Source organism: Curvibacter sp. APW13, assembly GCF_032337135.1.
Classification (GTDB): Bacteria; Pseudomonadota; Gammaproteobacteria; order Burkholderiales; family Burkholderiaceae_C; genus Allorhodoferax.
The window spans coordinates 857,656-880,313 of sequence record NZ_JAVXZZ010000001.1 but is presented as its reverse complement, the minus strand read 5'-3'; the positions used below and the strand labels follow the sequence as shown (position 1 = coordinate 880,313).

Below are 22,658 nucleotides of genomic sequence, written 5' to 3'. Positions count from 1 at the left end.
CCGAGCCGCAGCTCGAGGGGCAATGGGTGGCACGGGGTGGGGGCCATGCCACAGACTACGGTCAGGCGAGGCGCTCAGTTGGGCGCTATTGCCAAGCTAAGGTTGGTATAGGAAACACGATCCGTCAATCCGCGGAACACGCTCTCCCCGGTACGGGTCAGGGTCAAAGTGTAAGCCTGCGTTTGCGTAGTGCGTCCATCGGCGCTGGCACTGTTGGTGCCCACGGCGGTGCTGGCACCGGACAAGCCCATCGACCGTGCCATGGTCAGGAAGTTCCAGCTGCCGTAGTCCAAGATCCGGTTTTGTTGGATGGGGGCTGCATTGACGTCTGCAGGCAGTACGGGACGTGCTGCGTGGCTGGCGAGCTTGACACTGAGGTTACCCGCGGCATTGATCATGAGTCGATCACCCTGAACCAAGTAATGGACTTTGACGCCGCTGATGCCATAGGGCGCGTTGGCGGCGCTGGTCACGGTGGCGTTGCGCACGTCGACGACGAACACCCCTGCCTCACCCAGCACCGTCATGGTGGTGGTTCCGTCGGTTGCCGGCTTGCCGACCACCAGTGCAGTGTTCTCGTCGACGCCAAAGCCGTAATCCATGCCGCTGTCCTTGGTGGCGCGCACCAGACGTGCCTCCCGGGTGCGTCGTGAGAAGTGGGAGTCCAGCACGCCGTACTTGAAGAAGCCATGGCCGCCAGCGGTGTAAATGGTTGCCGCTGCGGGAGTTTCCAAGGCAGCGCCGGTGCCCTGGGCAAAACCGCTGGTCAGGGCGGCATAGGAGTCACCGCCACCGATCATCGGAACCGGGGTGTTCTTCCAGGTGCCGCCGCCCTGGATGTGGTCGCCGGCGCTGGTGCCCGCCACAACCAGCTGCCCGGCGTTGAAGCGGTTTCGCAGGGTGTTGATCTCGGCACTGGCGGCAAAGGATGTGGAGTTGCCGCTGCCGCTCTTGGTGAACAGGCTTTCCAGGTGGCGCGCCTGGTCGCCACCGCTGAAGTAGATGCCGTGCAGGCTCTGCAGTGTTGCCTGCAATGCCGACGCATTGCTGCAGGTGCTGGCTTGTGTCTGGGCGTAGTCGGGGTAGATCTGGTCCATGTGCAAGGCGTCCCCCGCGGCATTGGTGTTCGCGAAGGCGTCGTAGTAGTAGACGATATTGCTGCAGTCGTTGGCATCCATGGCGCGGCGCAGTCCACCGTTGAAGGGCAGGTAGACGACTTCTGCACCGGCTGATCTGAAGGCCCAGACGTTGATGTCTGCGTCATAGAACGCGTTGTCGGCCGAAGCGGTCACGACGCCAATCTTGGGCTTGTTTCCGCCCGCGATCGTCTTGGCGGCCTCCACGAATTGGGTGTAGATGTCGTACGAGGCCTGGTTCGACAGGTACTTGACGGTACGGGCTTCGATCTTGCGGTTGGTTTGTGGGTTGGCGTCAACAAAGACGCTGCGCAGTATTGCCTTCTCGGCGGAGGTGAGGCTCGCGGTCAGGCCCGCAGCAACAGCGCTGCCATCGGCAGCCAGGGTTCGGGCCTGGAACTCGGCGCGGAAATTGGGTGATGCGGTGGTTCCGTCACTGTTGCGACGGTACTTGATGCTGCCGCTGCCCAGCACGGTCTGCATGTTCTGCAGTATGACCACGACCTTGTCGCGGTTGGTGGCACTCTCGAAAGCGCCGTTGCGGACCGCGTCGATGTTGGTGTTCGACAGCATGCATTCCGTTCCATTGGCGGGGGCGGAGGTCGCGCACATGCTCACGAGCAAGAGATCGAAGTCGTTGTTGGAAAGGTCGCTGTTCCACAAGGCGGACCCGTTGGCATATTCGGGTTTGCTGCCATCGAAATCGGAGAAGCTCAGGTTGGTCTTGTTGCCGCTGCCGGCTATGCGCCCATCGATGGCGGTCAGCACGGTCGCCTTGCGACCGGCGTCGAACAGGGTGGTCGGGACGGCGTTGAAGCGATCCCGGTTGGCCTGCGTGATGCTGTACGTGAACGTTGGCATCACATAGTTGCTGTCGAAGCTGATGTTGGCTTTGGTCTTTCCTGCAAAGGCGGGGTCGTTGGCGAGGATGGTGGTCCAGTCCGCAGCGCAGTTGCTGCTTTGCGTGTCGCCATTGAAGCTCGAGCAGTTCTTGCCGCCACCGCCGATCACGAAATTGCTGACCCCACCAAGGCTGGCGATCTTGTCCTTCGCCTCCAGTCGGTTCAGTGTCTCGGCAAAGTGGGCCTTGGCGTTGGCTTCGCTGACCACGCTGGCACCGGGGCGGGCACTGGTCACCAGGGCTGCGACATCGCCGATGTCCTTGAGCTTGCGAGTGCTGGAGCCCATGGCGGAACGCACCGCATCGGCGATCGTGATGCCATTGGCAGGGTTGTTGTCGCTGTCCAGGGATTGCAGCAGGCGCAGGATCTTGACCACTTCGGGATCGTTGATCGACGAGGCTCCGCCCACCAGGTCGATCGGGGTGACGGTGCCCTTGGCAGGGCCGCTCCCCAACACCAGTCCGCCAATGCGGAAGGTCACGGTGTCGCCCTCGCGGTACTGGTAGCGGCCAGCAGCGTCGGTGTTGCCGCGCAGGCCGGAGCTTGTTTCGTATTCGACATTTGCGACTTCCGCGTCTGTGAAGACGCCAGACAGCGCGGAGGAGCCCCCCCCGCCGCAAGCGGTCAGGGCGAAGGCAATGGCAGTGAGTAGGAGTGGTTTTTGCATAGACCTGAAGGTTGAGGTTGGTTTGCGAATTTTCATAGCATGCAAAGTAGAAAAGAATATTTCACAGCATGCACTAGGACAAACCCTGATCTCCTCAGCTGGCCTGCAAAATTTCGAGAACCTAGGGTAAATACTAATATTTTCTTTTTCAAAGCGGATGAAAAATTACTTCCAGCGCAGCGTGTTTTTGAAAATGCTGTGTCTGACAACCTCTTTTTGTTCAGGAGTTCACATGATTCGCAAAGTTGCTGCTGCCGCCGCATTGCTGGCGTTGTTTGGGGTGGGATCGGTTCAGGCGCAGGCGCCGAACTGGGAAAAGATCCGCATTGGTGTGGAGGGCAACTACCCCCCCTTTTCCAAGATGAACCCCGATGGTTCGTTCGAGGGCTTTGACATCGACATCGCCAAGGCGATCTGCGCCGAAATCAAGGCGGAATGCACCCTGATCAACCAGGAGTGGGACGGCATGATGCCGGCACTCAATGCCAAGAAGTTCGACATGATCGTGGCCTCCATGTCGATCACCGACGAGCGCAAGAAGGTTGCTGATTTCAGCGACAGCTACTACGACATCCCCTCCACCTTTGTCGGCAAGGCAGGCTCGTTCAAGGACGTCAGCCCCGCCGGACTGAAGGGCAAGACCATCGTGGTGACACGCAATACCCCGCGTGCCAAGTACTTGGAAGCCAACTACAAGGACAGCACCATCCTGCAAGTGGCCAAGGAGCCCGAGGTCACCATGGAACTGGCCGCAGGTCGTGGCGACATCGGATTCGGGTCTTCGCTGGCTGCCACGGCGGCTTTCCTGAAGTCGCCCGAAGGCAAGGGCTATGCCCGTCTGGGGGCGCCGATCTCCCTGGGTGGTGCCAAGGATGGTGGCGGTGTCGGTATTGCCATGCGCAAGGGCGAGGACAGCCTGCGCACCAAGGTCAATGCCGCCATCAAGGCCATCACCCACAACGGTACCTACAAGAAGATCAACGACAAGTACTTTGACGTGAACATCCGCGGCGAGTAATCGCTTCCGGAATCCGCTGGCCGGTCACTGCGGTGGCTGGCCAGCCTTGTCTGACTTCCCACTTCTCCTTTCGCGAGACTCCCATGCTCCACGGATACTTGCCGGCCATCCTCGGTGGTCTGGTCCTGACGCTGCAGGTGTCGGCCGTCTCCCTCGCCATTGCCTGCGTATTTGGCTTGATCGGCGCCACTGCCAAGCTGTCTGGCAGCAGAGCTGCGCGTTGGGCAGCCAATATCTATACCACCCTGATCCGGGGCTTGCCAGAGCTGGTCCTGATGCTGCTGATCTTCTATGGAGGTCAGATGGCAATCAACAAGATTGCGGATGCGCAGGGCTGGGGGTACATCGACATCCCCGCATTTGCAGCGGGCGTCCTGACCATCGGGTTCATCTTTGGCGCCTACCTGACCGAGACCTTCCGCGGCGCCATTCTGGCTGTGCCCAAGGGACAGGCGGAGGCAGGACAAGCCTTCGCTCTGACGCGTCAGCAAGTGATGTTTCGCATCGTGTTGCCGCAGATGGTCCGCCACGCGATACCGGGCTTTGCCAACAACTGGCTGATCATGCTCAAGGCCTCGGCACTGGTGTCGCTGATCGGTCTAAACGACATGGTGAACCGCGCCGGGCTGGCATCGGCCAGCACGCGAGAGCCATTCACCTTCTACATGGCGGTAGCCGTCATCTACCTCATTCTCACCAGCGTGTCGATCTTCCTGCTGTCGCGCCTGGAAGCCCGCTTCAGTCTGGGTGTGAAGAAAGCGCAGTTCTGACCATGGAATGGAATATTGTCATTGACAGCCTGCCGCAGTACGTCGGCGGTCTGAAAACCACGCTGGGATTGCTGGCGATCGCCCTGGCCAGCTCATTCGGTCTGGCCATCCTGCTGTCGGTCGGCAGGGTGTCCAACCGCCTATGGGTATCGAAGCCGATCTGGCTGTACACCTATGTGTTTCGTGGCACGCCCTTGCTGGTCCAGCTGTTCATCATCTACCACGGCCTGCCACAGTTCGAGTGGCTGCGTGAAAGCTGGGCCTGGACCTATTTCAAGAACCCGTGGTTCTGTGCCTGGTTGGCGTTCACGCTGAACTCGACCGCCTACACCACCGAGATCTTCGCGGGGGCACTGAAGGCCACACCGGTCGGAGAAATCGAGGCCGCTCGCAGCTACGGTCTCAACGGATTCACCCTGTATACCCGGATCCTGTTGCCTAGCGCCTTGCGTCGCGCATTGCCGCAGTACAGCAATGAAGTGGTGGGCCTGATGCATGCCACCGCCATTGCCAGTACGGTCACGCTGGTCGACATCACGCGGGTGGCTCGCGATGTCTATGCCAACTACTTGCTGGTCACGGAATCCTTCGGAGTCGCCGCCGTCATCTACTTCATCCTGACGTTCTCTCTGGCGGGCCTGTTCTATCTGCTGGAGAGACGCTTCATGCGCCACCTGCAGTCCCAGGTCCAGAGTGTGCAACCTGCGAGGGCCTGACGCATGATCCGGGAAACCATTGTCCTCCAGCCATGTGCACCGGGGGTTACCCACTCGTTGCAGGTGCTCCGGTTCGGTTCAGGACTGCAGGGGCCCAAGGCCTACCTGCAAGCAGCTTTGCATGCCGATGAAGTCCCTGCCATGCTGGTGGCCCGCGAGCTCGCCGCCCTGCTCGAAGGCCTGGAAGCGCGGGGGGCATTGCGCGGGGAGATCGTCGTAGTCCCATTCGCCAACCCCATCGGACTGGCGCAGATCCAGTTGGGACAGCAGGAAGGGCGCTTCGACCTGCGCGACGGCGTGAACTTCAACCGCGGCTACCCCGAGCTCGGGCAGCAGGTGGCATCCGAGTTGCAGGCCCAGCTGGGCGGTGATCCTGCAGCCAATACCCAGCGGATACGCAGCGCATTGCGCGCGGCGGTGCACCGCATGACGGCTTGTGGCACCACCCAGGACCTGAAAAAGCGACTATTGCAATTGGCCATTGATGCCGACGTCGTGCTGGACCTGCATTGCGACACCGATGCGGTGATGCATGTGTATGGCATGACACCCCAGGAGCCGCTGTTGACGCAACTGGGTGCTGACCTCGGCGCCCAGGCTGCGCTGCTGGCCACGGAAGCCGGTGACAGCCCGTTCGACGAAGCCTGTGCCCGGCCCTGGCTGGTATTGCGCGAGCTGTTTCCCCAGCATGCCATCGACCTGGCGTGCTTCGGCGCGACCGTGGAGCTGCGCGGCGAGCGCGACACCGCGCATGCCCTGGCCAGCCAGGATGCGCAGGCGCTGTGCCGGTTCCTAACACGCCGCGGAGTCATCGCCGAGGAAGTCCCCATCGCGCCTGCTGTTCCCCAATGCGACGCCACGCCGTTGGCGGCGTCCGAGCCCATCACGGCGCCGCACGCGGGGGTCGTGGTGTTCCATCGCCAGCCCGGTGACCGTGTCCAGGCCGGCGATGTGATCGCCGAGATCGTCGAGCCGGCCAGCGGAATGGTCAGTGCCGTGCGCTGCGAGTCGGATGGACTGCTCTATGCACGGTGTGCCTTGCGCTGGGCCACCCCAGGCAAGCGCCTGGCCAAGATCGCCGGAACGCGCCTGGCCCGTACCGGAAAACTGTTGAGTCCCTGACCGAAACTGGAGACAACGATGGCAAATGCAAAGAAGTCGCTGCGCAAGCTGCTGGTTTTCACCTTGGCTGCCGGCATGATCGGTGCACTGTCCCTGGCTGCATGGCAGTGGCGCTACTGGATCAAACCCATCCGCATCGGGGTAGAAGGTGGCTATCCACCCTTCAGCAAGAAGGAAGCGGACGGATCCGTCACCGGGCTGGAAATCGATTGGGCAAATCTGTTCTGTGCCCGCATGCGGGCGCGCTGCGAACTGGTTCCCACGGAGTTCGACAGCCTGATACCCGACCTGCAGGCGGGCAGGATCGATGCCATCATGGCATCGCTCAGCATTACCGAAAAGCGCCTCAAGCAGGTGGATTTCTCGCAAAGCTACTACAGCGTACCGAGCGCCTGGATCGCCAAGCGCGGTGCCTACCAGTTCGTCCTTCCGGGCGAGTGGCTCGGCACCAAGAAGGTGGCTGTGCTCAAGGGCTCCCCGCGCGAACAGTGGTTGGTGGAAAACTACCGTAACCTGGAGCGCAAAGCGGTTTCCAGCGAGGCCGATGCCTACAAGGCCTTGTCCGACGGTTCCGCCGATTTCGCGTTCACGTCCATCCTCGTTGCAAAGACCAAATTCCTCGGCACGCCCGAGGGTGCGGGCTTCGAGGTGGTGGGCAACCCGACCTGGCTCAATACAGGGGCAGGCGGGGGCGTCGGCGTCGCCGTCCGAAAGGGCGACGTGGACATGAAGAAAGCCTTCGACAAGGCCATCGCGGCCACGATCCGCAGTGGCGAGTACAAGCAGGCGGCTGCCCGCTATGTCGATTTTGATTTGAACGAGAGGATGTAAGACATGTCCACTACCCCCATCCTGCAGGGCCTGGATATCCACAAGCGCTTTGGCGCCAACGAGGTACTCAAGGGCGTGAGCGTGACTGCCAATCAGGGCGATGTGATCTCGATGATCGGATCCAGCGGTTCTGGCAAGAGCACCTTCCTGCGCTGCCTGAACTTGCTGGAAAACCCGAACAGCGGCCGCATCGTGCTCGAAGGCGAGGAGATGGAACTGGTCGACGACAAGGCCGGTGCGCTCAAGGTGCGCACACCCGCACAGTTGCAACGGCTGCGCAGCAACGTCTCCATGGTGTTCCAGCACTTCAATCTCTGGGCCCACATGACGGCCGTGGAGAACGTCATCGAGGCTCCGATCCATGCACTCAAGCTCTCCAAGGCCGAAGCGCTGGAGCGTGCTCACCTGTACCTGAACAAGGTAGGTGTCTACCACCGCAAGGATGCCTTTCCCGCCCACCTCTCCGGCGGCGAGCAGCAGCGCGTGGCCATCGCCCGGGCGCTGGCGATGGAGCCCAAGGTGATGCTGTTCGACGAGCCGACCTCGGCACTCGACCCGGAACTGGTCGGTGAGGTGTTGCGCGTGATGCGCTCGGTGGCCGAAGAAGGGCGCACCATGGTGGTAGTGACCCATGAAATGGGATTCGCGCGGGAGGTCAGCAACAAGCTGGTGTTCCTGCACAAGGGACAGATCGAGGAAGAGGGTGATCCGAAGGAAGTCCTGGTGCGGCCCCAAAGCGAACGATTGCAGGCATTCCTGTCCAATAGCCTCAAGTAAGCCGCGGCGCCGTGGCTTGAAGCGGGCCAGCCGCTAAACTTGGCCCATGCAACTCAGCCTGTCGCAACTAGGCGCCCACCTTCAAAGGGGGCTCAAACCCCTGTACACCGTGCATGGAGACGAGCCCTTGCTGCAGCAGGAGGCCATGGACCTGATCCGCAAGGTAGCGAGGGAGCAGGGCTATACCGAACGTACCTCGCATACCGTGATGGGGGCCCATTTCGACTGGGGCGAGGTGCTTGCGGGTGGTGCTTCCATGAGCCTGTTTGCGGACCGCCAGCTGGTCGAGATCCGCATCCCCAGCGGAAAGCCGGGCAAGGACGGCAGCGCGGCCCTGCAGCAGCTGGCACAAGCTGCGCCGGCCAACGACAGTACCCTCACCCTGATTGCCCTGCCACGCCTGGACAAGGCGACCAAGACCAGCGCCTGGTTCATGGCACTGGAGAACAATGGGGTCACGCTGCAGGTCGATCCGGTGGAGCGTGCCATGCTGCCGCAGTGGATCGCACAGCGCCTGGCCACCCAAGGGCAACGGGTCGAGCCGGGCGAAGCCGGCCAACGCACCCTGCAGTTCTTCGCGGACCGCGTCGAAGGCAACTTGCTGGCCGCGCACCAGGAAATCCAGAAGCTGGCCTTGCTGTACCCCGCAGGCGAGGGGACGGCGTTGACGTTCGAGCAGGTGGAGAGCGCGGTGCTCAACGTGGCACGGTACGACGTGTTCAAGCTCTCGGAGGCCGTGTTGGCAGGGCAACAAGCCCGGGTGCAGCGCATGCTCGATGGCCTGCAGGCCGAAGGCGAGGCCGAGGTGCTGGTGCACTACACCCTGGCCGAAGACATCCGCGCGCTCAAGCGGGTGAAGGACGCCATGGCACAAGGCAAGCCGCTGCCCATGGCGCTGCGCGAGCAGCGCATCTGGGGCGTGCGCGAGAAGCTGTTCGAGCGGGTGCTGCCACGGGTATCGGAAGCGGCGCTGGCGCGCCTGCTCCACGGTGCCCATGTGGTCGATGGCATCGTCAAGGGTATCCGCCACCCGGACTGGCCGCCGGCACCGTGGGCGGCCCTGCACCAGCTGGCCATGCAGCTGTGCCGTGCCTGCGCACCGGCTGCAGCCCGGTAAATCGGCGAAAATGGTCCCGATGCGGGGTTGATGGCCCAGCCCGGGGTCCACGCCACGCTTTGATATGAAACTGCCATGAACGCGCTCAACATCACCGAAACCACCCAGGCCCTCGGCGCCCAGGCCAAAGTAGCGTCTGCCCAGATGGCCAAGGCCAACGCGGCCAGCAAGAACCTGGCCCTCAAGCGCCTGGCGGCCTTGCTGCGGGAGAACACTGAGGCACTGCAGGTCGACAACGCCAAGGACATCGAGCGTGCACTGGCCAACGGCCTGTCCGCCCCCATGGTCGATCGCCTGCGCCTGACCCCCAAGGTGCTGGAAACCTGTGCCCAGGGTTGCGAGCAGCTGGCGGCCATGCCCGACATCATTGGCGAAATCCTCGGCATGAAGCAGCAGCCCAGCGGCATCCGCGTGGGTCAGATGCGCGTGCCCATCGGCGTGTTCGGCATGATTTTCGAGAGCCGCCCGAATGTGACCATCGAAGCGGCCAGCCTCTCCATCAAGAGCGGCAACGCCTGCATCCTGCGTGGCGGCTCCGAAGCCATCGACTCCAACAAGGCGCTGGCCAAGCTGGTGCAGCAGGCGCTGGCCGACGCGGGCCTGCCCACAGAGGCGGTGCAACTGGTGCAGACCACGGACCGTGAGGCCGTAGGCCAGCTCATCGCCATGCCGCAGTACGTGGACGTGATCATCCCGCGTGGGGGCAAGAGCCTGATCGAGCGCATCAGCCGCGAGGCCAAGGTGCCTGTCATCAAGCACCTCGACGGCAACTGCCACACCTACGTCGACGACCCCTGTGACATCGACATGGCGGTCAAGGTGGCCGACAATGCCAAGACCCAGAAGTACAGCCCCTGCAATGCCTCCGAGGGCCTGCTGGTGGCGCGTGGCGTGGCCGCTGCGTTCCTGCCGCGCATCGGCGCGGTCTATGCCGCCAAGGGCGTGGAGATGCGCTGCTGCCCCGAAAGCCGCCGCATTTTGGAGACGAATTTGCCTGCGCTGCAGGAAAACATTGCGCAAGCAGCTACCAAAAACGTAGCACCCGTCATTGTTGATGCGGCCGAACAGGACTGGTACGAGGAGTACCTGGCGCCGATCATCAGCATCCGCGTCGTGGCTGGCGTGGACGAGGCGATTGCCCACATCAACCAGTACAGCAGCCACCACACCGACGCCATCCTCACCCGCGACCACATGCATGCCCAGCAGTTCCTGCGCGAGGTCGACTCCAGCAGCGTCATGGTCAACACCAGCACGCGCTTCGCCGACGGTTTCGAGTACGGTCTGGGAGCCGAGATCGGCATCAGTACCGACAAGTTCCATGCCCGTGGCCCGGTGGGCATCGAGGGCCTGACTTCGCTGAAGTACGTGGTGCTGGGTGAGGGCGAAATCCGCACTTGAGTCGGTGGCAGCGTGCCCCATATGTCACCCTTTGCGCCACGATAGATTGGAAACACCATGGTTCCCCACCTTGTCACTGCACTGACCGGCCCGATCAATGAGCTCGAGCAGCGCATCCTGGACTCCATGCCGCCGATCGAGCGCTGGTTCCGGCTGGAGTGGATGGAGCACACGCCACTGTTCTACACCTCGGTGGATGTGCGCAATGCCGGTTTCAAGCTCGCGCCCGTGAGCAACAACCTGTTTCCGGGGGGCTGGAACAACCTGACACCGGCCATGCTGCCGCTGGCAGTGCAGGCCGCCATGGCCGCGATCGAGAAGATCTGCCCCGAGGCACGCAACCTGCTCATCATTCCGCAGAACCAGGCGCACAGCATGGCCTACTGGCAAAACCTGGCCCAGCTGCGTTCCATCTTCCGCATGGCCGGACTCAACGTGTGCATGGGCTCGATCAGCCCGGACATCAAGCAAAGCACGACCATGGAACTGCCGGGGGGTGAGTCGATCACCCTGGAGCCAGTGGTGCGCAGCCAGTACCGCCTGGGAGCCAAGCACTTCGACCCTTGCACCATCCTGCTCAACCATGACCTGCAGACGGGCGTTCCTGGCATCCTGGAAGACCTGCACGAGCAGTACCTGCTGCCACCGCTGCACGCGGCCAGCAGCGTGCGCCTCAAGAGCACCTACCTGCGCTGCTACGAGGAGGTGGTCAAGCGTTTCGGCAAGCTCATCGGGGTCGATGCCTGGCTCATGAATCCCCTGTGGGACACGCTACCCCTGGTCAATGTCGACATCGCCACCGACCAGGACCGGCTGCGCGATGCGGTCGACGCCATGCTGACCAAGGTGCGCAAGCGCTACAAGGAGTACGGCATCAAGGAGAAGGCCTTCGTGGTCCTCAAGGCGGACAACCACGACCGCAGTTTCCGGGCCATGGCCGTGCGTGACGCCAAGGAGCTGGGGCCGGTGTGGGAGCGCCTGCGCGCCGCGCAGAAAGCGGCCTTCGGTGAGCCGCTGACGCTGGTGCTGCAGGAAGGTGTACACACCCACGAACGCGTCAACGATGCGGTGGCAGAGCCGGTCGTCTACCTGATGGATCGGTATGTCGTCGGTGGCTTCTACCGGGTGCTCACGGCCCAGGACCAGGAGGGGCCGGTGGTCGATCCCCATGCGAATTTCGTGCCCCTGGCCTTCGCCGACAGCACCCAGCTGCCCCAGCCCGGCATGGCGCCCGGCGCCAGCGCGCCCAACCGCTTCTACATGTATGGGGTGGTGGCGCGCCTGGCCATGCTGGCCGCTGCCTACGAACTGGAAGCGACCGACCCCCAGGCCGAGCACTACGAATAGCGGCATGCGGCGCAAGCCCCGGGGACGGTGGCGGCGCTTTTTCGCAACATATGACTGGTTCTGTCGGGAATTGCCCAGGCGGCTTGCATGGATGCTGCACTGCGGGAGCACAATAGCAATCCCTCATGAAACGGACCCCGGTAGGCGCGAAGCCGCCGGGCCATGCAGTGTCAGCAAGCAAATCCTCGTTGGGAGCGCTCACCCTGGGCGCCATCGGTGTGGTGTACGGCGATATCGGAACCAGTGTCCTGTACGCCGTCAAGGAAGTTTTCGGATCCGGTCATGTCGAGTTCACGCCCGCCAATGTCTACGGCATCCTGTCCATCTTCTTCTGGACCCTGACTGTCATCGTGTCCATCAAGTACGTGGCCCTGGTGCTGCGGGCCGACAACCACGGCGAGGGCGGCCTGGTGGCCATGCTGGCGCTGGCGTCCCAGTCGGTCAAGGACCGCCCTCGGTTGCGCTCGGTGCTCTTGGTGGTGGGCGTGTTCGGAACGTGCCTGTTCTATGGCGACGGCGTCATCACCCCGGCCATTTCGGTGCTGTCAGCGGTGGAGGGTCTCGAGGTCATCTCGCCGAACTTCAAGAAATACGTGATTCCGCTGACCCTGGTCATCCTCTTTTGCCTGTTTGCCGTGCAAAAGCGTGGTACGGCGGGGATCGGCAAGTTCTTCGGTCCCATTACCCTGGTGTGGTTCGCTGCCATCGCAGTGCTGGGTGTGATGCACATCGCGTCCCACCCCGAGATCATGTGGGCCATCAGCCCGCATTACGCGCTGGGCTTCATGTGGCACCACCCGGGTACCACCTTCATCATCCTGGGCGCGGTGGTGCTGTGCGTCACGGGTGGCGAGGCGCTGTATGCGGACATGGGGCATTTCGGCAAGAAGCCGATCCGCCTGGCATGGTTCTCCATCGTCATGCCGGCACTGACGCTGAACTATTTCGGTCAAGGAGCCTTGTTGCTGGCCGAACCGGAGGCGGTCAAGAATCCGTTCTTCAACATGGCGCCGGAATGGGCCCTGTTGCCCTTGGTCGGCCTGGCCACCATGGCCACGGTGATCGCGTCCCAGGCCCTCATTTCCGGTGCGTTCTCCGTGACCAAGCAGGTCATCCAACTCGGCTACCTGCCGCGCCTGCAGGTGCTGCACACCAGTGTCAAGGACACCGGCCAGATCTACCTTCCGTTCGTGAACTGGGGACTGTTCGTGGCGATCGTGTTGGCGGTGGTGCTGTTCAAGTCCTCGAGCAACCTGGCAGCAGCCTATGGCATTGCGGTGTGTACCGACATGCTGATCACCACCATCCTGACCTTCTATGTCATCCGCTACGGCTGGAAGTACCCGCTGTGGTTGTGCATCGGTGCCACCGGCTTCTTCTTCGTGGTCGACTTCGCCTTCTGGGCTTCCAATTCGCTCAAGCTGCTCGACGGTGGTTGGTTCCCGCTGCTCATCGGTGGCGCCATCTTCACCCTGATGATGACCTGGAAGGACGGCCGTCGCCTCATGAACGAGAAGCTGCGCTCGGACGCCATTGACCTCGCGAGTTTTCTCGATGCGGTATTCGTGAGCCCTCCGGCGCGCGTGGACGGCACGGCGGTGTTCCTGACCGCCGAAGTGGGTACCGTGCCCAACGCCATGCTGCACAACCTCAAGCACAACAAGGTGCTGCATGCCTTCAACCTGTTCGTGACGGTGCGCAACCACGAAACGCCCTGGATCGGCCTGGACAAGCGCCTGGAGATCGAGTCGCTGGGGCATGACTGCTGGCAGGTGGTCATCCACTACGGCTTCAAGAACGACCCCGATGTGCCGCGCGCCCTGCAGCAGCTCAAGCTACATGGCTGTGAGATCGATGCGATGAACACCAGCTACTTCCTCTCGCGCGACACCGTGGTGCCGACCCTGGGTGAGGGCATGGCTCCGTGGCGCGAAAAGCTGTTCGCCCAGATGCACCACAACGCCAGTGCCGCAGCCGACTTCCTGAACCTGCCCAACAACGCCGTCGTGGAGCTGGGCAGCAAGATCGAAATCTGATGCGATTCTTTCGCGATGTAAGCCTGTCCGCTGCGACGGCCGGTTTTGTGGCGGTGCTGGTGGGCTTCACCAGTTCCGTGGCCATCGTGTTCCAGGCGGCGCAGGCCTTTGGTGCCACGCCCGCCATCATCGCGTCGTGGATGTGGGCCTTGGGGCTGGGCATGGGCCTGTGTACGCTGGTGCCCTCGTTGGTATGGCGCAAGCCCGTCATGGTGGCCTGGAGCACACCCGGTGCGGCGGTGCTGGCCACGGCAGGTGCCGCCGGTGGTTTTGGCATGGGCGAGGCCGTGGGGGCCTTCCTCGTGTGTGGTGCATTGATCACCCTGTCGGGTTGGACTGGCTGGTTCGAGCGCATCATGGGGCGCATTCCGATGTCGCTGGCGGCGGCCCTGCTGGCTGGGGTGCTGGCACGCTTCGGGCTGGGGGCGTTCACCGCGGCCCAGACCCAGCTGTCCCTGGTGGTCGTGATGGTCATCAGCTACCTTGCAGGTCGCCGCCTGGCCCCGCGTTATGCGGTGCCGTTCACGCTTTTGGTTGCTATTCTGTTTGTAGCGCTCACCACAGGGTTTGCACCGGCGGACATTCAGTTCGGCCTGACCATTCCGGTCTGGGTGGCGCCACAGTTCAGCTTTTCTGCCATCGTGAGCCTGGCGCTGCCGCTGTTCATCGTAACCATGGCCTCGCAGAACATGCCTGGCGTGGCCGCTATCGTGGCCGCGGGCTATGGAGACCGGCGGGCCCAGGGGGGCGATGCCGGTATCCCGGTGTCGCCCGTCATCACCCTGACCGGCGTTGCAACACTGGTACTGGCACCGTTCGGCGCCTTTGCCCTCAACCTGTCCGCCATCACGGCGGCCATCTGCATGGGGCCGCAGGCCCACGCACAAGCCGAGCGCCGTTACACCGCCGCCGTGGCCTGCGGGGCACTGTATGTGCTCATCGGGCTCTTCGGGGCCGCGGTCACCGGTGTGCTCATGGCCTTCCCCAAGGAACTGGTCGCCGCCATCGCGGGCTTGGCCCTGCTGGGCACCATTGCTGGCGCTTTGTCCACCTCCCTGGCGAACGAGGCCGAGCGCGAAGCCGCGATCATCACCTTCCTCGTCACCCTCAGCGGTGTGGCAATAGCCGGTATCGGCTCGGCCTTTTGGGGTGTGGTGGCGGGCGTGATCGCGCTGGTCGTGCAACACTATGGCCGTAGCACCGAAGCCCACTAGACCCTTGCCATGAACCTCCTCTTTGTCGCTGACCCGCTCGAATCCTTCAAGACCTACAAGGACACCACCTTCGCCATGATGCGCGAGGCGCAGCGCCGCGGCCATACCGTAGCGGCCTGCGAGCCAGCCGATCTGGTGTGGCAGCTAGGCGGCGTAGTGCAGGCCGCGGTGCGCCGCATCCGCCTGACTGGCGACGCAGTCGATTGGTTCGAGACGGTGGTTCAGGAAGTGGCAGAGCTGCGCCGCTTCGATGCCATCGTCATGCGCAAGGATCCGCCGTTCGACAGCGAATTCTTCTACGCCACCCACCTGCTGGAACAGGCCGAGCGCGAAGGTGCGAAGGTGTTCAACAAGCCCCGTGCCCTGCGCGACCACCCCGAAAAGCTGGCCATCCTGGAGTTCCCGCAGCAAATCGGTCCCACCCTGGTCACGCGCAGCGCGCAGGCCATCCGCGACTTCCATGCCCTGCACCACGACATCATCTTGAAGCCCCTCGACGGCATGGGGGGCATGGGCATTTTCCGGGTGCGTGAAGATGGGCTGAACCTGGGGGGCATCATCGAGACGCTCAACCGCGATGGTGCGCAAAGCGTGATGGTGCAGAAATTCCTGCCGGCCATTGCCCAGGGCGACAAGCGCGTGCTGGTGATCGGCGGCAAACCCGTGCCTTATTGCCTGGCGCGTATTCCGCAAGGCGGCGAAGTGCGCGGCAACCTGGCGGCCGGTGGCAAGGGCGTGGCCCAGCCGCTGTCCGAGGCCGACCGCGCCATTGCCGAGCACCTGGGGCCCATCCTGGCAGCGCGCGGTCTGCTGCTGGTGGGCTTGGACGTGATTGGCGACAAGCTCACCGAGATCAACGTCACCAGCCCGACCTGCTTCCAGGAAATCACCGACCAGACTGGTTTCGACGTGGCGGCGATGTTCATCGACGCACTGGAGCAAGCCGCAGCCTGAAAGGCTCGGCGCACGAAGCTAGCGCTTTGTGTGCATTTATTGCGTGCAACGGTGTCGGACTTGCAGCCAAGCCCCCTACTGGGTAGCATGGACTCGGTCATCATCCTGCCTGTGGGGCGCACCGCGTCGGTGAGCTCCGTTTCTGAACCAAGGAGTCTTCATGTCCGCTTCCCGCCATCTCGTGTCCGCCGCCCTGTTGGGTCTCGTTGTCGCCGGTGCTGCCCAGGCCCAGGTCCTGGGCAAGATCACGGCCTCGGCGACCACCGTCAAGGTCGGTGAGCCGGTCACCATCACCGCCAATATCGACGTGCTCAACGCCAATTACTGCGGCTTCGTGGTGGGTTTCGGCGACGGCAGCTTCAAGGACGGTGTCAGTGACGTCAACACCCCGGTACCGCTGGTGCTGACCAAGACCTACGACAAGCCCGGTTCCTACCATGTGACGCTGGGCGGCAAGAACGTGCAGAACCACCCCAATTGCGGCGGTCAGGAGCGTGCGGTGGACATCACCGTGACCGGCACGGCAGCACCTGCCGCCAAGGGGGGCGCTGCCAAGGCTGCAGCACCGACCTGCGAAGCCGGTTGGAAGATGAGTGGCAAGCCCAATGCCAAGACCGGCGCCTTCACCTGCGCGGCCAAGGCTGGCACAGCCTTCCCCAGCGCCAAGCCCCAGTGCCAGGGTGACCTGTCCTACTTCGAGAACGCCAAGAAGGGCCAGTACGGCTGCAAGCCCTGAGCTTGAACCTAGAACGGCGGCTCAGGCCGCCGCTGCCAGGGCGGCCGCCTTGGCAGCCTCTTCCGCCTCGCGCTGGGCGGCAGCAACTGCAGCGGCCGGAATAAGGGGTGCAGGGCAATGGCCACGGGCCACCACGTCGCCGTCCACAAAGGCCAGCAGTTCTCCGCTGTCCATCCGCACCCAGGACTCGTTGGTGGTCAGTGGCTCGGTCACCACGATCACCAGCCGGTCTTCCGGCCCGTTCAGTTCGGACAGGTCCACCGTCACATCCTCGTCCTTGAGCTGCACCTTGCAGAACGGGTGCTGGCGCTGCACGTAGGTGAGCTTGGTGCTGGCATGCGCCCACAGGGCCTGGCCGTTGCTGAGCAGGAAGTTGAAGGTGCCGTGGCGGGAAATGCGCGGCACCAGCTCCTCCAGCGTGTGGGTCAGTTCCTCGACGCTGGGCACGGTGGCGTGTGACTTGTTGAGCTCCTGCAGCAGCCAGCAGAAGGCCAGTTCGCTGTCGGTGGTGCCCACCGGCTTGAAGCTGCCGTGCAAGGGCGGGTTGAATTCCTTGAGGTCGCCGTTGTGGGCGAAGAACCAGTAGCGGCCCCAGAGCTCGCGCACGAAGGGGTGGCAGTTCTCCAGTGCCACCACGCCCACCGTGGCCTTGCGCACGTGGGCCACCACGTTGTGGCTCTTGATGGGGTAGGTGCGCAGCATCTGCGCAATGGACGAGGTGGAGGCGCTTTCCTGGTCCACGAAGTGGCGCGCGGCGCGCCCGGGCCGGTCACCCTGGGCTTCGAAGAAGGCAATGCCCCAGCCGTCGGCATGGTGGTCGGTGCAGCCACCACGCTGCGAAAAACCGGTGAAGCTCAAGGTGAGGCTGGCGGGCAGCCTGCTGTTCATTCCGAGCAATTGGCACATGGCGCCAGTGTAACGAGATTGTCATGCTGCAATGCCGGTAGACTGCGCGCTTTGCGCTCGCCACCACAGTCTTGAAACCGCTTCCCCCCTCTTTGGCCCTTCCTCCGATTCCGCGCTGGTCTTTGCGCGTGCTGGTGCTCGTGCACGTGCTGGCCGGTGCCGCCATGGGCCTGTCGGTGGACGAAGCCCATTACCTGCTGTACGCGCTGCGCCCGGCGCTGAGCTATTTTGACCACCCGCCGCTGGTGGGCTGGATCCAGTGGCCGCTGGTGGCCGCCCAGGTGCCTGAGGCCGCACTGCGCGTACTCCCAGCCCTGGTGTGGTGGGGCACGCTGGCTGGGGTGTACCGCCTGACGCGGCACGTACTCAGTGCGCAACCCGCCACCGAAGCGCTGGCTGAATCGGCGGCTACCTGGGCGCTCGCGGCCCTGGCACTGGCACCGCTGCTGCATGTGCTGGGCCTGGGTTTGTTGCCGGACACCCTGCTCATGGCCTGGACCGTGGCGGTGATGGCCTGTACCTGGAGCCTGATGCATCGTCCGCCAGAGACAGGTACTGCGAGTTGGCTGCTGCTGGGCGCACTGCTCGGTCTGGCGGGTTTGAGCAAGTACACCGCCATCTTTGCCGCCCTGGCTGTGCTGCTGTGCCTGCTGCAGGCCCATGGCTGGGCGCTGTTGCGCCACCGTGGCCCCTGGCTGGCGCTGGTGCTGGCCCTGGCCCTGGTCAGTCCGGTGCTGGTGTGGAACCTGCAGAACCAGTGGGTCTCGTTCGCCTACCAGGCCCAGCACGGCGCGGGCGGCGGCTGGAAGGGCGTGGAGTTTGTGCGCTTCGTCGTGGTGCAGCTGCTGGCCTACGGCCCCTTGCTGCTGGCTGCCGTGGCCGGCTGGCGCGCGGCGCCGAGCGCTGTGCGGGCGCTGGCCTGGTTTGCCGCCATCCCCCTGGGCGTACTCGGTTACCTGTCGGGCGGTGGTACCGGCCTGCCGCACTGGACCGCCCCGGCCTGGGTGGCCGCTGCGCCGCTCGCGGGCTTGGGGCTGGCGCGCTGGGCCCAGCAGGGCTGGCGCGGTTGGCTGCGGGTCCTGGGTGGATTGCAAGCCTTGGCCTGCACCGCCCTGGTGGCCCTCATGCTGACGGCGGGGTGGCCCTTTGCGCAAGGCAGCGACGACACCGTGGCACCGGCCCCCAACCCGTTTGCCGACCTCTACGGCTGGCAGCAGGCCGGAGCGCTGGCGCGTGGCCTGGCGCAGCGGGAAGGTCTTGCGGCCTTGGCGGTGCAGAACTGGACCCTGGCCAGCCGCCTGGGCTGGTACGCACGACCGCTGCCGGTGCAGGTGCTCGAAGACCGCTTCACCCAGTTTTCGCTCTGGCATGCGCCCATGCAGCCGGGCGGCGACGCCCTGTTGGTGGACTGGTCGCACATGGCCTACGATGTGCCCATGGCTCCCCATGGATTCACCCGCTGCCGCCTGCTCGATACCCTGCCGGTGCAGCACCAGGGGCGCCCGCTGGCGAGCTTTCGCTTCTATGCCTGCTACGGCTGGGAAGGCAGCCCGGCGCCGCAGTTGACCCGGCGGGGCACGCCATGAGCGCGCCCGCGACCCGCGCCTTTGCGCCCTGGCTGTGGGCCGTGCCCTTCGCCATCCTGGCGCTCGGTGCGCCGCTGTGGCTGCAGTGGGGCGAGCCCGCCTGGTTTCTGGCACTGAACCAGGCCTTTGCCGTGTTGCCTGCGGGTTTCTGGACCGCGCTGTCGCTCATGGGCAATGCCTGGGGCGTGCTGGGCCTGACGGCCCCCTTGCTGGTGCTGGCACCGCGCTACCTGTGGGCCTGGCTGTGTGCGGCGCCCTTTGCCATGGTGCTGGCGCGCCTGGGCAAGGGGCTGATCGAGAGCCCGCGCCCGGCCGCCGTGGTGGACAACACCCTCATGCGCATCGTGGGCGAGCCCATGCACAACGTCTCCATGCCCTCGGGCCATACCCTGACGGCCTTTGCCGTGGCCAGTGCCATCTACTTTGCGCTGCCGCCCCAACGGCGCCTGCGCTTCGCCTGGCTGTGGCTGCTGGCCCTGGCCACAGGTCTGTCGCGCATCGCCGTGGGCGCCCACTGGCCGGGCGACGTGGTGGTGGGCGCGGCGCTGGGCCTGCTGTGTGGCCTGTGGGCCCAGGCCCTGCTGGCGCGCGTGCCCCCCGCCTGGCTGCAGGCTTCGCACACCAGCTTGCGCTGCGTGGCGCTGCTCATGCTTGCTGCGGTCTACAACCTGTGTGTCGAAGCCCTGGACTTTGCCGAGAACCAGAGCATGCAGTACCTGCTGGCGGGCGTCATTGCGGTATCGCTGGTAGCGTTCATTCCCCGCAGCTGGCGTGGGCCGAAACCGCTCTAGCGTCTCCGGGAAAATGCGCCCACCGTTGCGTTAGGCGGGCAGGCATACTGGTGGGTAGACAGGCCCGGCGCAGGCAGGGCAGGGGTACAGGAACACGAGGAAGGGATGACATCCATGCAATGGCTCAAACGTTTGGTCTGGACGCTGCTGGCGCTGGCACTGCTGGCACTCAGCGTGGTGGTGGTCTATGTGGTGCGCGCCGCACCGCAACTCGATGGCCGGCTGCCCGTGGCCGGGGTGCTGGCACCGGTGGAGCTGCGCCGCGATGGCGCCGATGTGACCCACATCCGCGCCGCCAGCGACCGCGACGCCTGGTTCGCCCTGGGCTGGACCCATGCGCAGGAACGCGGCTGGCAGCTCGAATTCAACCGCCGCGTGCTGCGCGGCGAGCTCTCGGCCCTGTTCGGCGAGGCCACGCTCGACACCGACAAGCTCATGCGCACGCTGGGCATCGTGCAGGCGGCACAGCGCCAGTGGGCCGGGCTGCCCGATTCGGCCAAGGCAGCGTTGCTGGCCTACAGCGAGGGCATCAATGCCTTTCATGCCGGCAACACCCGCCCCTTGGCTGCTGAATTCCAACTGCTCAAGGTACGCCCCGGGCGCTGGGAGCCGGTGGACAGCCTGGGCTGGTCGATCATGATGGCGCTCGACCTGGGCGGCAATTGGGGCAACGAGTTTGCCCGCCTCTCCGCGGCGCAGGCGCTCGACAATCAGCGCCTGTGGGAGCTGTTCCCGCCCTACCCGGGCGAGAAGCCCGCCGCCAGCGCCGACCTCAGCACCCTGTACCGCGAACTCGGTGTCTACCGTCAGCCGGTAGCCACGGCAGGCGCTACGAAAAACGAAGCTGCTCACGCAGTGAACATGCGGGCTACAGGCCAAAATGCGGGGGTGGATGCGCTGCAGATGGCCGCCTGGTCGCAGGACTTCAGCAATGGCATGGGCACCGTGGATGGCAAGGGCAGCAACAACTGGGTGGTGTCCGGCAAGCGCACCGTCAGCGGCAAGCCGCTGCTGGCCAATGACCCGCACCTGGGCCTGAACGCGCCGGCCATCTGGTACTTTGCGCACCTGGAGGCACCCGGGCTCAACGCCATCGGCGCCACCCTGCCGGGCCTGCCCTTCGTGGTGCTGGGGCGCACCCAGGGTGTGGCCTGGGGCTTCACCAACACCGGGCCGGACGTGCAGGACCTCTACCTCGAATACATCCACCCCGAGAACCCCAAGCTCTACCGTGCCCCCGACATCAACGGCCACCCGGCCTGGGAGAGCTTCAAGACCCGCGAGGAAACGATTGCGGTCAAGGGCAAGCCCGCGGTGCACATCACCGTGCGCGAAACCCGCCACGGCCCGGTGCTCAGCGACGTGCAGAAGAGCCATGCCGAACTGCTGGACACCAGCCGCTTCGTGCTGGCGTTGCGCTGGACCGCGCTGGACGCCGACAACCATACCGTGGTGGCCGGGCTGGAAGGCAACCGCGCCCAGACCGTGGGCGAGCTGACCGAAGCCTTCAAGCGCTACCACTCGCCCATGCAGAATGTAGTCATGGCCGACACCAAGGGCCGCATCGCCTACCAGGCCTTCGGCAAGGTGCCGCTGCGCAAGCCCGCCAACGACATCCGCGGCGTGGCCCCTTCGCCGGGCTGGGATGCCAAGTACGACTGGCAGGGCTGGATTGCCGCCGACGACACGCCGCAGGACGATGGCGCCAAGGGCTGGGTGGCTACGGCCAACCAGCGCATCACGCCCCCGGGTTACCCGCATTTCATGGGGCAGGACTGGGGCGTTCCCTACCGCTTCGAGCGCATCGAGGAACTGCTGGCCCAGCGCTCGCGCCACGACGTGCACAGCATGCAGGCGATCCAGGCGGACGTGCGCTCGGCCGCTGCGCTGCGCATCCTGCCCTTCCTGCAGAAGGCCCAGGGCAGCCACCCGTTGGCAGCCCAGGCCCAGGCATTGCTGAAGGACTTTGACGGCCAGATGCGTGCCGACCAGGCCGCTCCGCTCATCGTGGTGGCCTGGGCCGACGAGCTGACCCGTGCCCTGGTGACCCCACGCCTGGGTGAGCTGCGCATGAAGGCCCTGTACGGCAAACGCCAGTTCCGCCCCCTGCTGGAGATGGCGCTGGAGCGCAACGACAGCTTCTGGTGCGGTGACAAGGGGTGCGCAGTGCAGTCTTCTGCCGCGCTGGACCGCGCGCTGGAGCGCCTGGTGCGTGCCTACGGCAAGGACATGACTCGCTGGCAGTGGGGCCAGGCCCACGCCGCCCGCAGCGTGCACAACCCGTTCGACAAGGTGGGCGCGTTGGCGCCGCTGTTCAACGTGGTTACCCCCACCGGGGGCGACGGCTTTACCGTCAATGTGGGCCAGTACTGGCTGAACGACGAGAAATACCCGTTCGCCAACCGGCATGCGGCCTCACTGCGGGCGGTGTACGACCTCTCCAACCTGGAGAACTCGCAATTCATCTACCAGACCGGCCAGAGCGGCGCACCCTTCTACGGCCGCTATGCCGACATGGCCGAGCAGTGGGGCGAGGGCAAGTACCGCCCGCTGCAGCTGCAGCCCACTACTGTCGACCACTACCTGAAACTCATGCCGCGTTAAACCCTGCCGCCATCCAAGGAGCCTGCC

The 22,658-nt window shown here is 64.4% G+C and carries 18 protein-coding genes; 16 read left to right on the top strand and 2 right to left on the bottom strand.

From position 1 onward, the window contains the following. Window positions 1-74: 74 nt before the first annotated feature. Window positions 75-2,705 (bottom strand): hypothetical protein, encoded by a 2,631-nt coding sequence (locus RQP54_RS04040; protein WP_315676878.1) that lies wholly within the window; start codon window positions 2,703-2,705, stop codon window positions 75-77. A 232-nt stretch (window positions 2,706-2,937) separates the two neighbouring features. Between RQP54_RS04040 and RQP54_RS04035 the strand changes: the two genes are divergently transcribed. The 13 genes from RQP54_RS04035 to RQP54_RS03975 all read left to right on the top strand — a co-directional run bounded on the left by RQP54_RS04035 (window position 2,938) and on the right by RQP54_RS03975 (window position 16,744). Continuing rightward, window positions 2,938-3,723, top strand: coding sequence for a transporter substrate-binding domain-containing protein (locus RQP54_RS04035; protein ID WP_315676877.1), 786 nt, complete (start codon window positions 2,938-2,940; stop codon window positions 3,721-3,723). An 83-nt stretch (window positions 3,724-3,806) separates the two neighbouring features. Further along, on the top strand, window positions 3,807-4,493 hold the full coding sequence (locus RQP54_RS04030; RefSeq protein ID WP_315676876.1) for an ABC transporter permease: 687 nt from the start codon (window positions 3,807-3,809) through the stop codon (window positions 4,491-4,493). 2 nt (window positions 4,494-4,495) lie between these two features. Next, complete coding sequence (locus RQP54_RS04025; protein ID WP_315676875.1) at window positions 4,496-5,209, top strand: ABC transporter permease; 714 nt, start codon at window positions 4,496-4,498, stop codon at window positions 5,207-5,209. A gap of 3 nt (window positions 5,210-5,212) precedes the next feature. Continuing rightward, entirely contained in the window at window positions 5,213-6,331 is a 1,119-nt protein-coding gene (locus RQP54_RS04020; protein WP_315676874.1) for a succinylglutamate desuccinylase/aspartoacylase family protein, read from the top strand. Between the two features lie 18 nt (window positions 6,332-6,349). After that, on the top strand, window positions 6,350-7,162 hold the full coding sequence (locus RQP54_RS04015) for a transporter substrate-binding domain-containing protein (protein ID WP_315676873.1): 813 nt from the start codon (window positions 6,350-6,352) through the stop codon (window positions 7,160-7,162). Window positions 7,163-7,165: 3 nt separating this feature from the next. Continuing rightward, entirely contained in the window at window positions 7,166-7,939 is a 774-nt protein-coding gene (locus tag RQP54_RS04010; RefSeq protein ID WP_315676872.1) for an ABC transporter ATP-binding protein, read from the top strand. Window positions 7,940-7,985: 46 nt separating this feature from the next. After that, window positions 7,986-9,056 carry a DNA polymerase III subunit delta gene (gene holA, locus RQP54_RS04005; RefSeq protein ID WP_315676871.1) on the top strand — a complete coding sequence of 357 codons (1,071 nt, stop codon included), beginning with the start codon at window positions 7,986-7,988 and terminating at the stop codon, window positions 9,054-9,056. Window positions 9,057-9,131: 75 nt separating this feature from the next. After that, entirely contained in the window at window positions 9,132-10,457 is a 1,326-nt protein-coding gene (locus tag RQP54_RS04000; protein WP_315676870.1) for a glutamate-5-semialdehyde dehydrogenase, read from the top strand. 57 nt (window positions 10,458-10,514) lie between these two features. Then, window positions 10,515-11,804 carry a glutamate--cysteine ligase gene (gshA, locus tag RQP54_RS03995; protein ID WP_315676869.1) on the top strand — a complete coding sequence of 430 codons (1,290 nt, stop codon included), beginning with the start codon at window positions 10,515-10,517 and terminating at the stop codon, window positions 11,802-11,804. Window positions 11,805-11,971: 167 nt separating this feature from the next. Next, window positions 11,972-13,840: a potassium transporter Kup gene (locus RQP54_RS03990; protein ID WP_315677745.1), complete on the top strand. Its 1,869-nt coding sequence runs from the start codon at window positions 11,972-11,974 to the stop codon at window positions 13,838-13,840. Continuing rightward, window positions 13,840-15,054, top strand: a complete 1,215-nt coding sequence (locus RQP54_RS03985; protein WP_315676868.1) for a benzoate/H(+) symporter BenE family transporter — start codon at window positions 13,840-13,842, stop codon at window positions 15,052-15,054. The genes RQP54_RS03990 and RQP54_RS03985 overlap by 1 nt, the downstream gene beginning before the upstream one ends. A gap of 9 nt (window positions 15,055-15,063) precedes the next feature. Further along, complete coding sequence (gene gshB, locus RQP54_RS03980; protein ID WP_315676867.1) at window positions 15,064-16,008, top strand: glutathione synthase; 945 nt, start codon at window positions 15,064-15,066, stop codon at window positions 16,006-16,008. 160 nt (window positions 16,009-16,168) lie between these two features. After that, entirely contained in the window at window positions 16,169-16,744 is a 576-nt protein-coding gene (locus RQP54_RS03975) for a PKD domain-containing protein (protein WP_315676866.1), read from the top strand. Window positions 16,745-16,765: 21 nt separating this feature from the next. Here the strand turns inward: RQP54_RS03975 and RQP54_RS03970 are convergent, their stop codons facing one another. Then, the gene (locus tag RQP54_RS03970) at window positions 16,766-17,650 is read right to left on the bottom strand and encodes a class II glutamine amidotransferase (protein ID WP_315676865.1); all 885 of its coding nucleotides are present in this window, start codon (window positions 17,648-17,650) and stop codon (window positions 16,766-16,768) included. 71 nt (window positions 17,651-17,721) lie between these two features. Between RQP54_RS03970 and RQP54_RS03965 the strand changes: the two genes are divergently transcribed. The 3 genes from RQP54_RS03965 to RQP54_RS03955 all read left to right on the top strand — a co-directional run bounded on the left by RQP54_RS03965 (window position 17,722) and on the right by RQP54_RS03955 (window position 22,631). Further along, the gene (locus tag RQP54_RS03965) at window positions 17,722-19,236 is read left to right on the top strand and encodes a glycosyltransferase family 39 protein (RefSeq protein WP_315676864.1); all 1,515 of its coding nucleotides are present in this window, start codon (window positions 17,722-17,724) and stop codon (window positions 19,234-19,236) included. After that, window positions 19,233-20,027, top strand: coding sequence for a phosphatase PAP2 family protein (locus RQP54_RS03960; RefSeq protein ID WP_315676863.1), 795 nt, complete (start codon window positions 19,233-19,235; stop codon window positions 20,025-20,027). The genes RQP54_RS03965 and RQP54_RS03960 overlap by 4 nt, the downstream gene beginning before the upstream one ends. A 114-nt stretch (window positions 20,028-20,141) precedes the next feature. Next, window positions 20,142-22,631, top strand: a complete 2,490-nt coding sequence (locus RQP54_RS03955; RefSeq protein WP_315676862.1) for a penicillin acylase family protein — start codon at window positions 20,142-20,144, stop codon at window positions 22,629-22,631. Window positions 22,632-22,658: the final 27 nt, after the last annotated feature.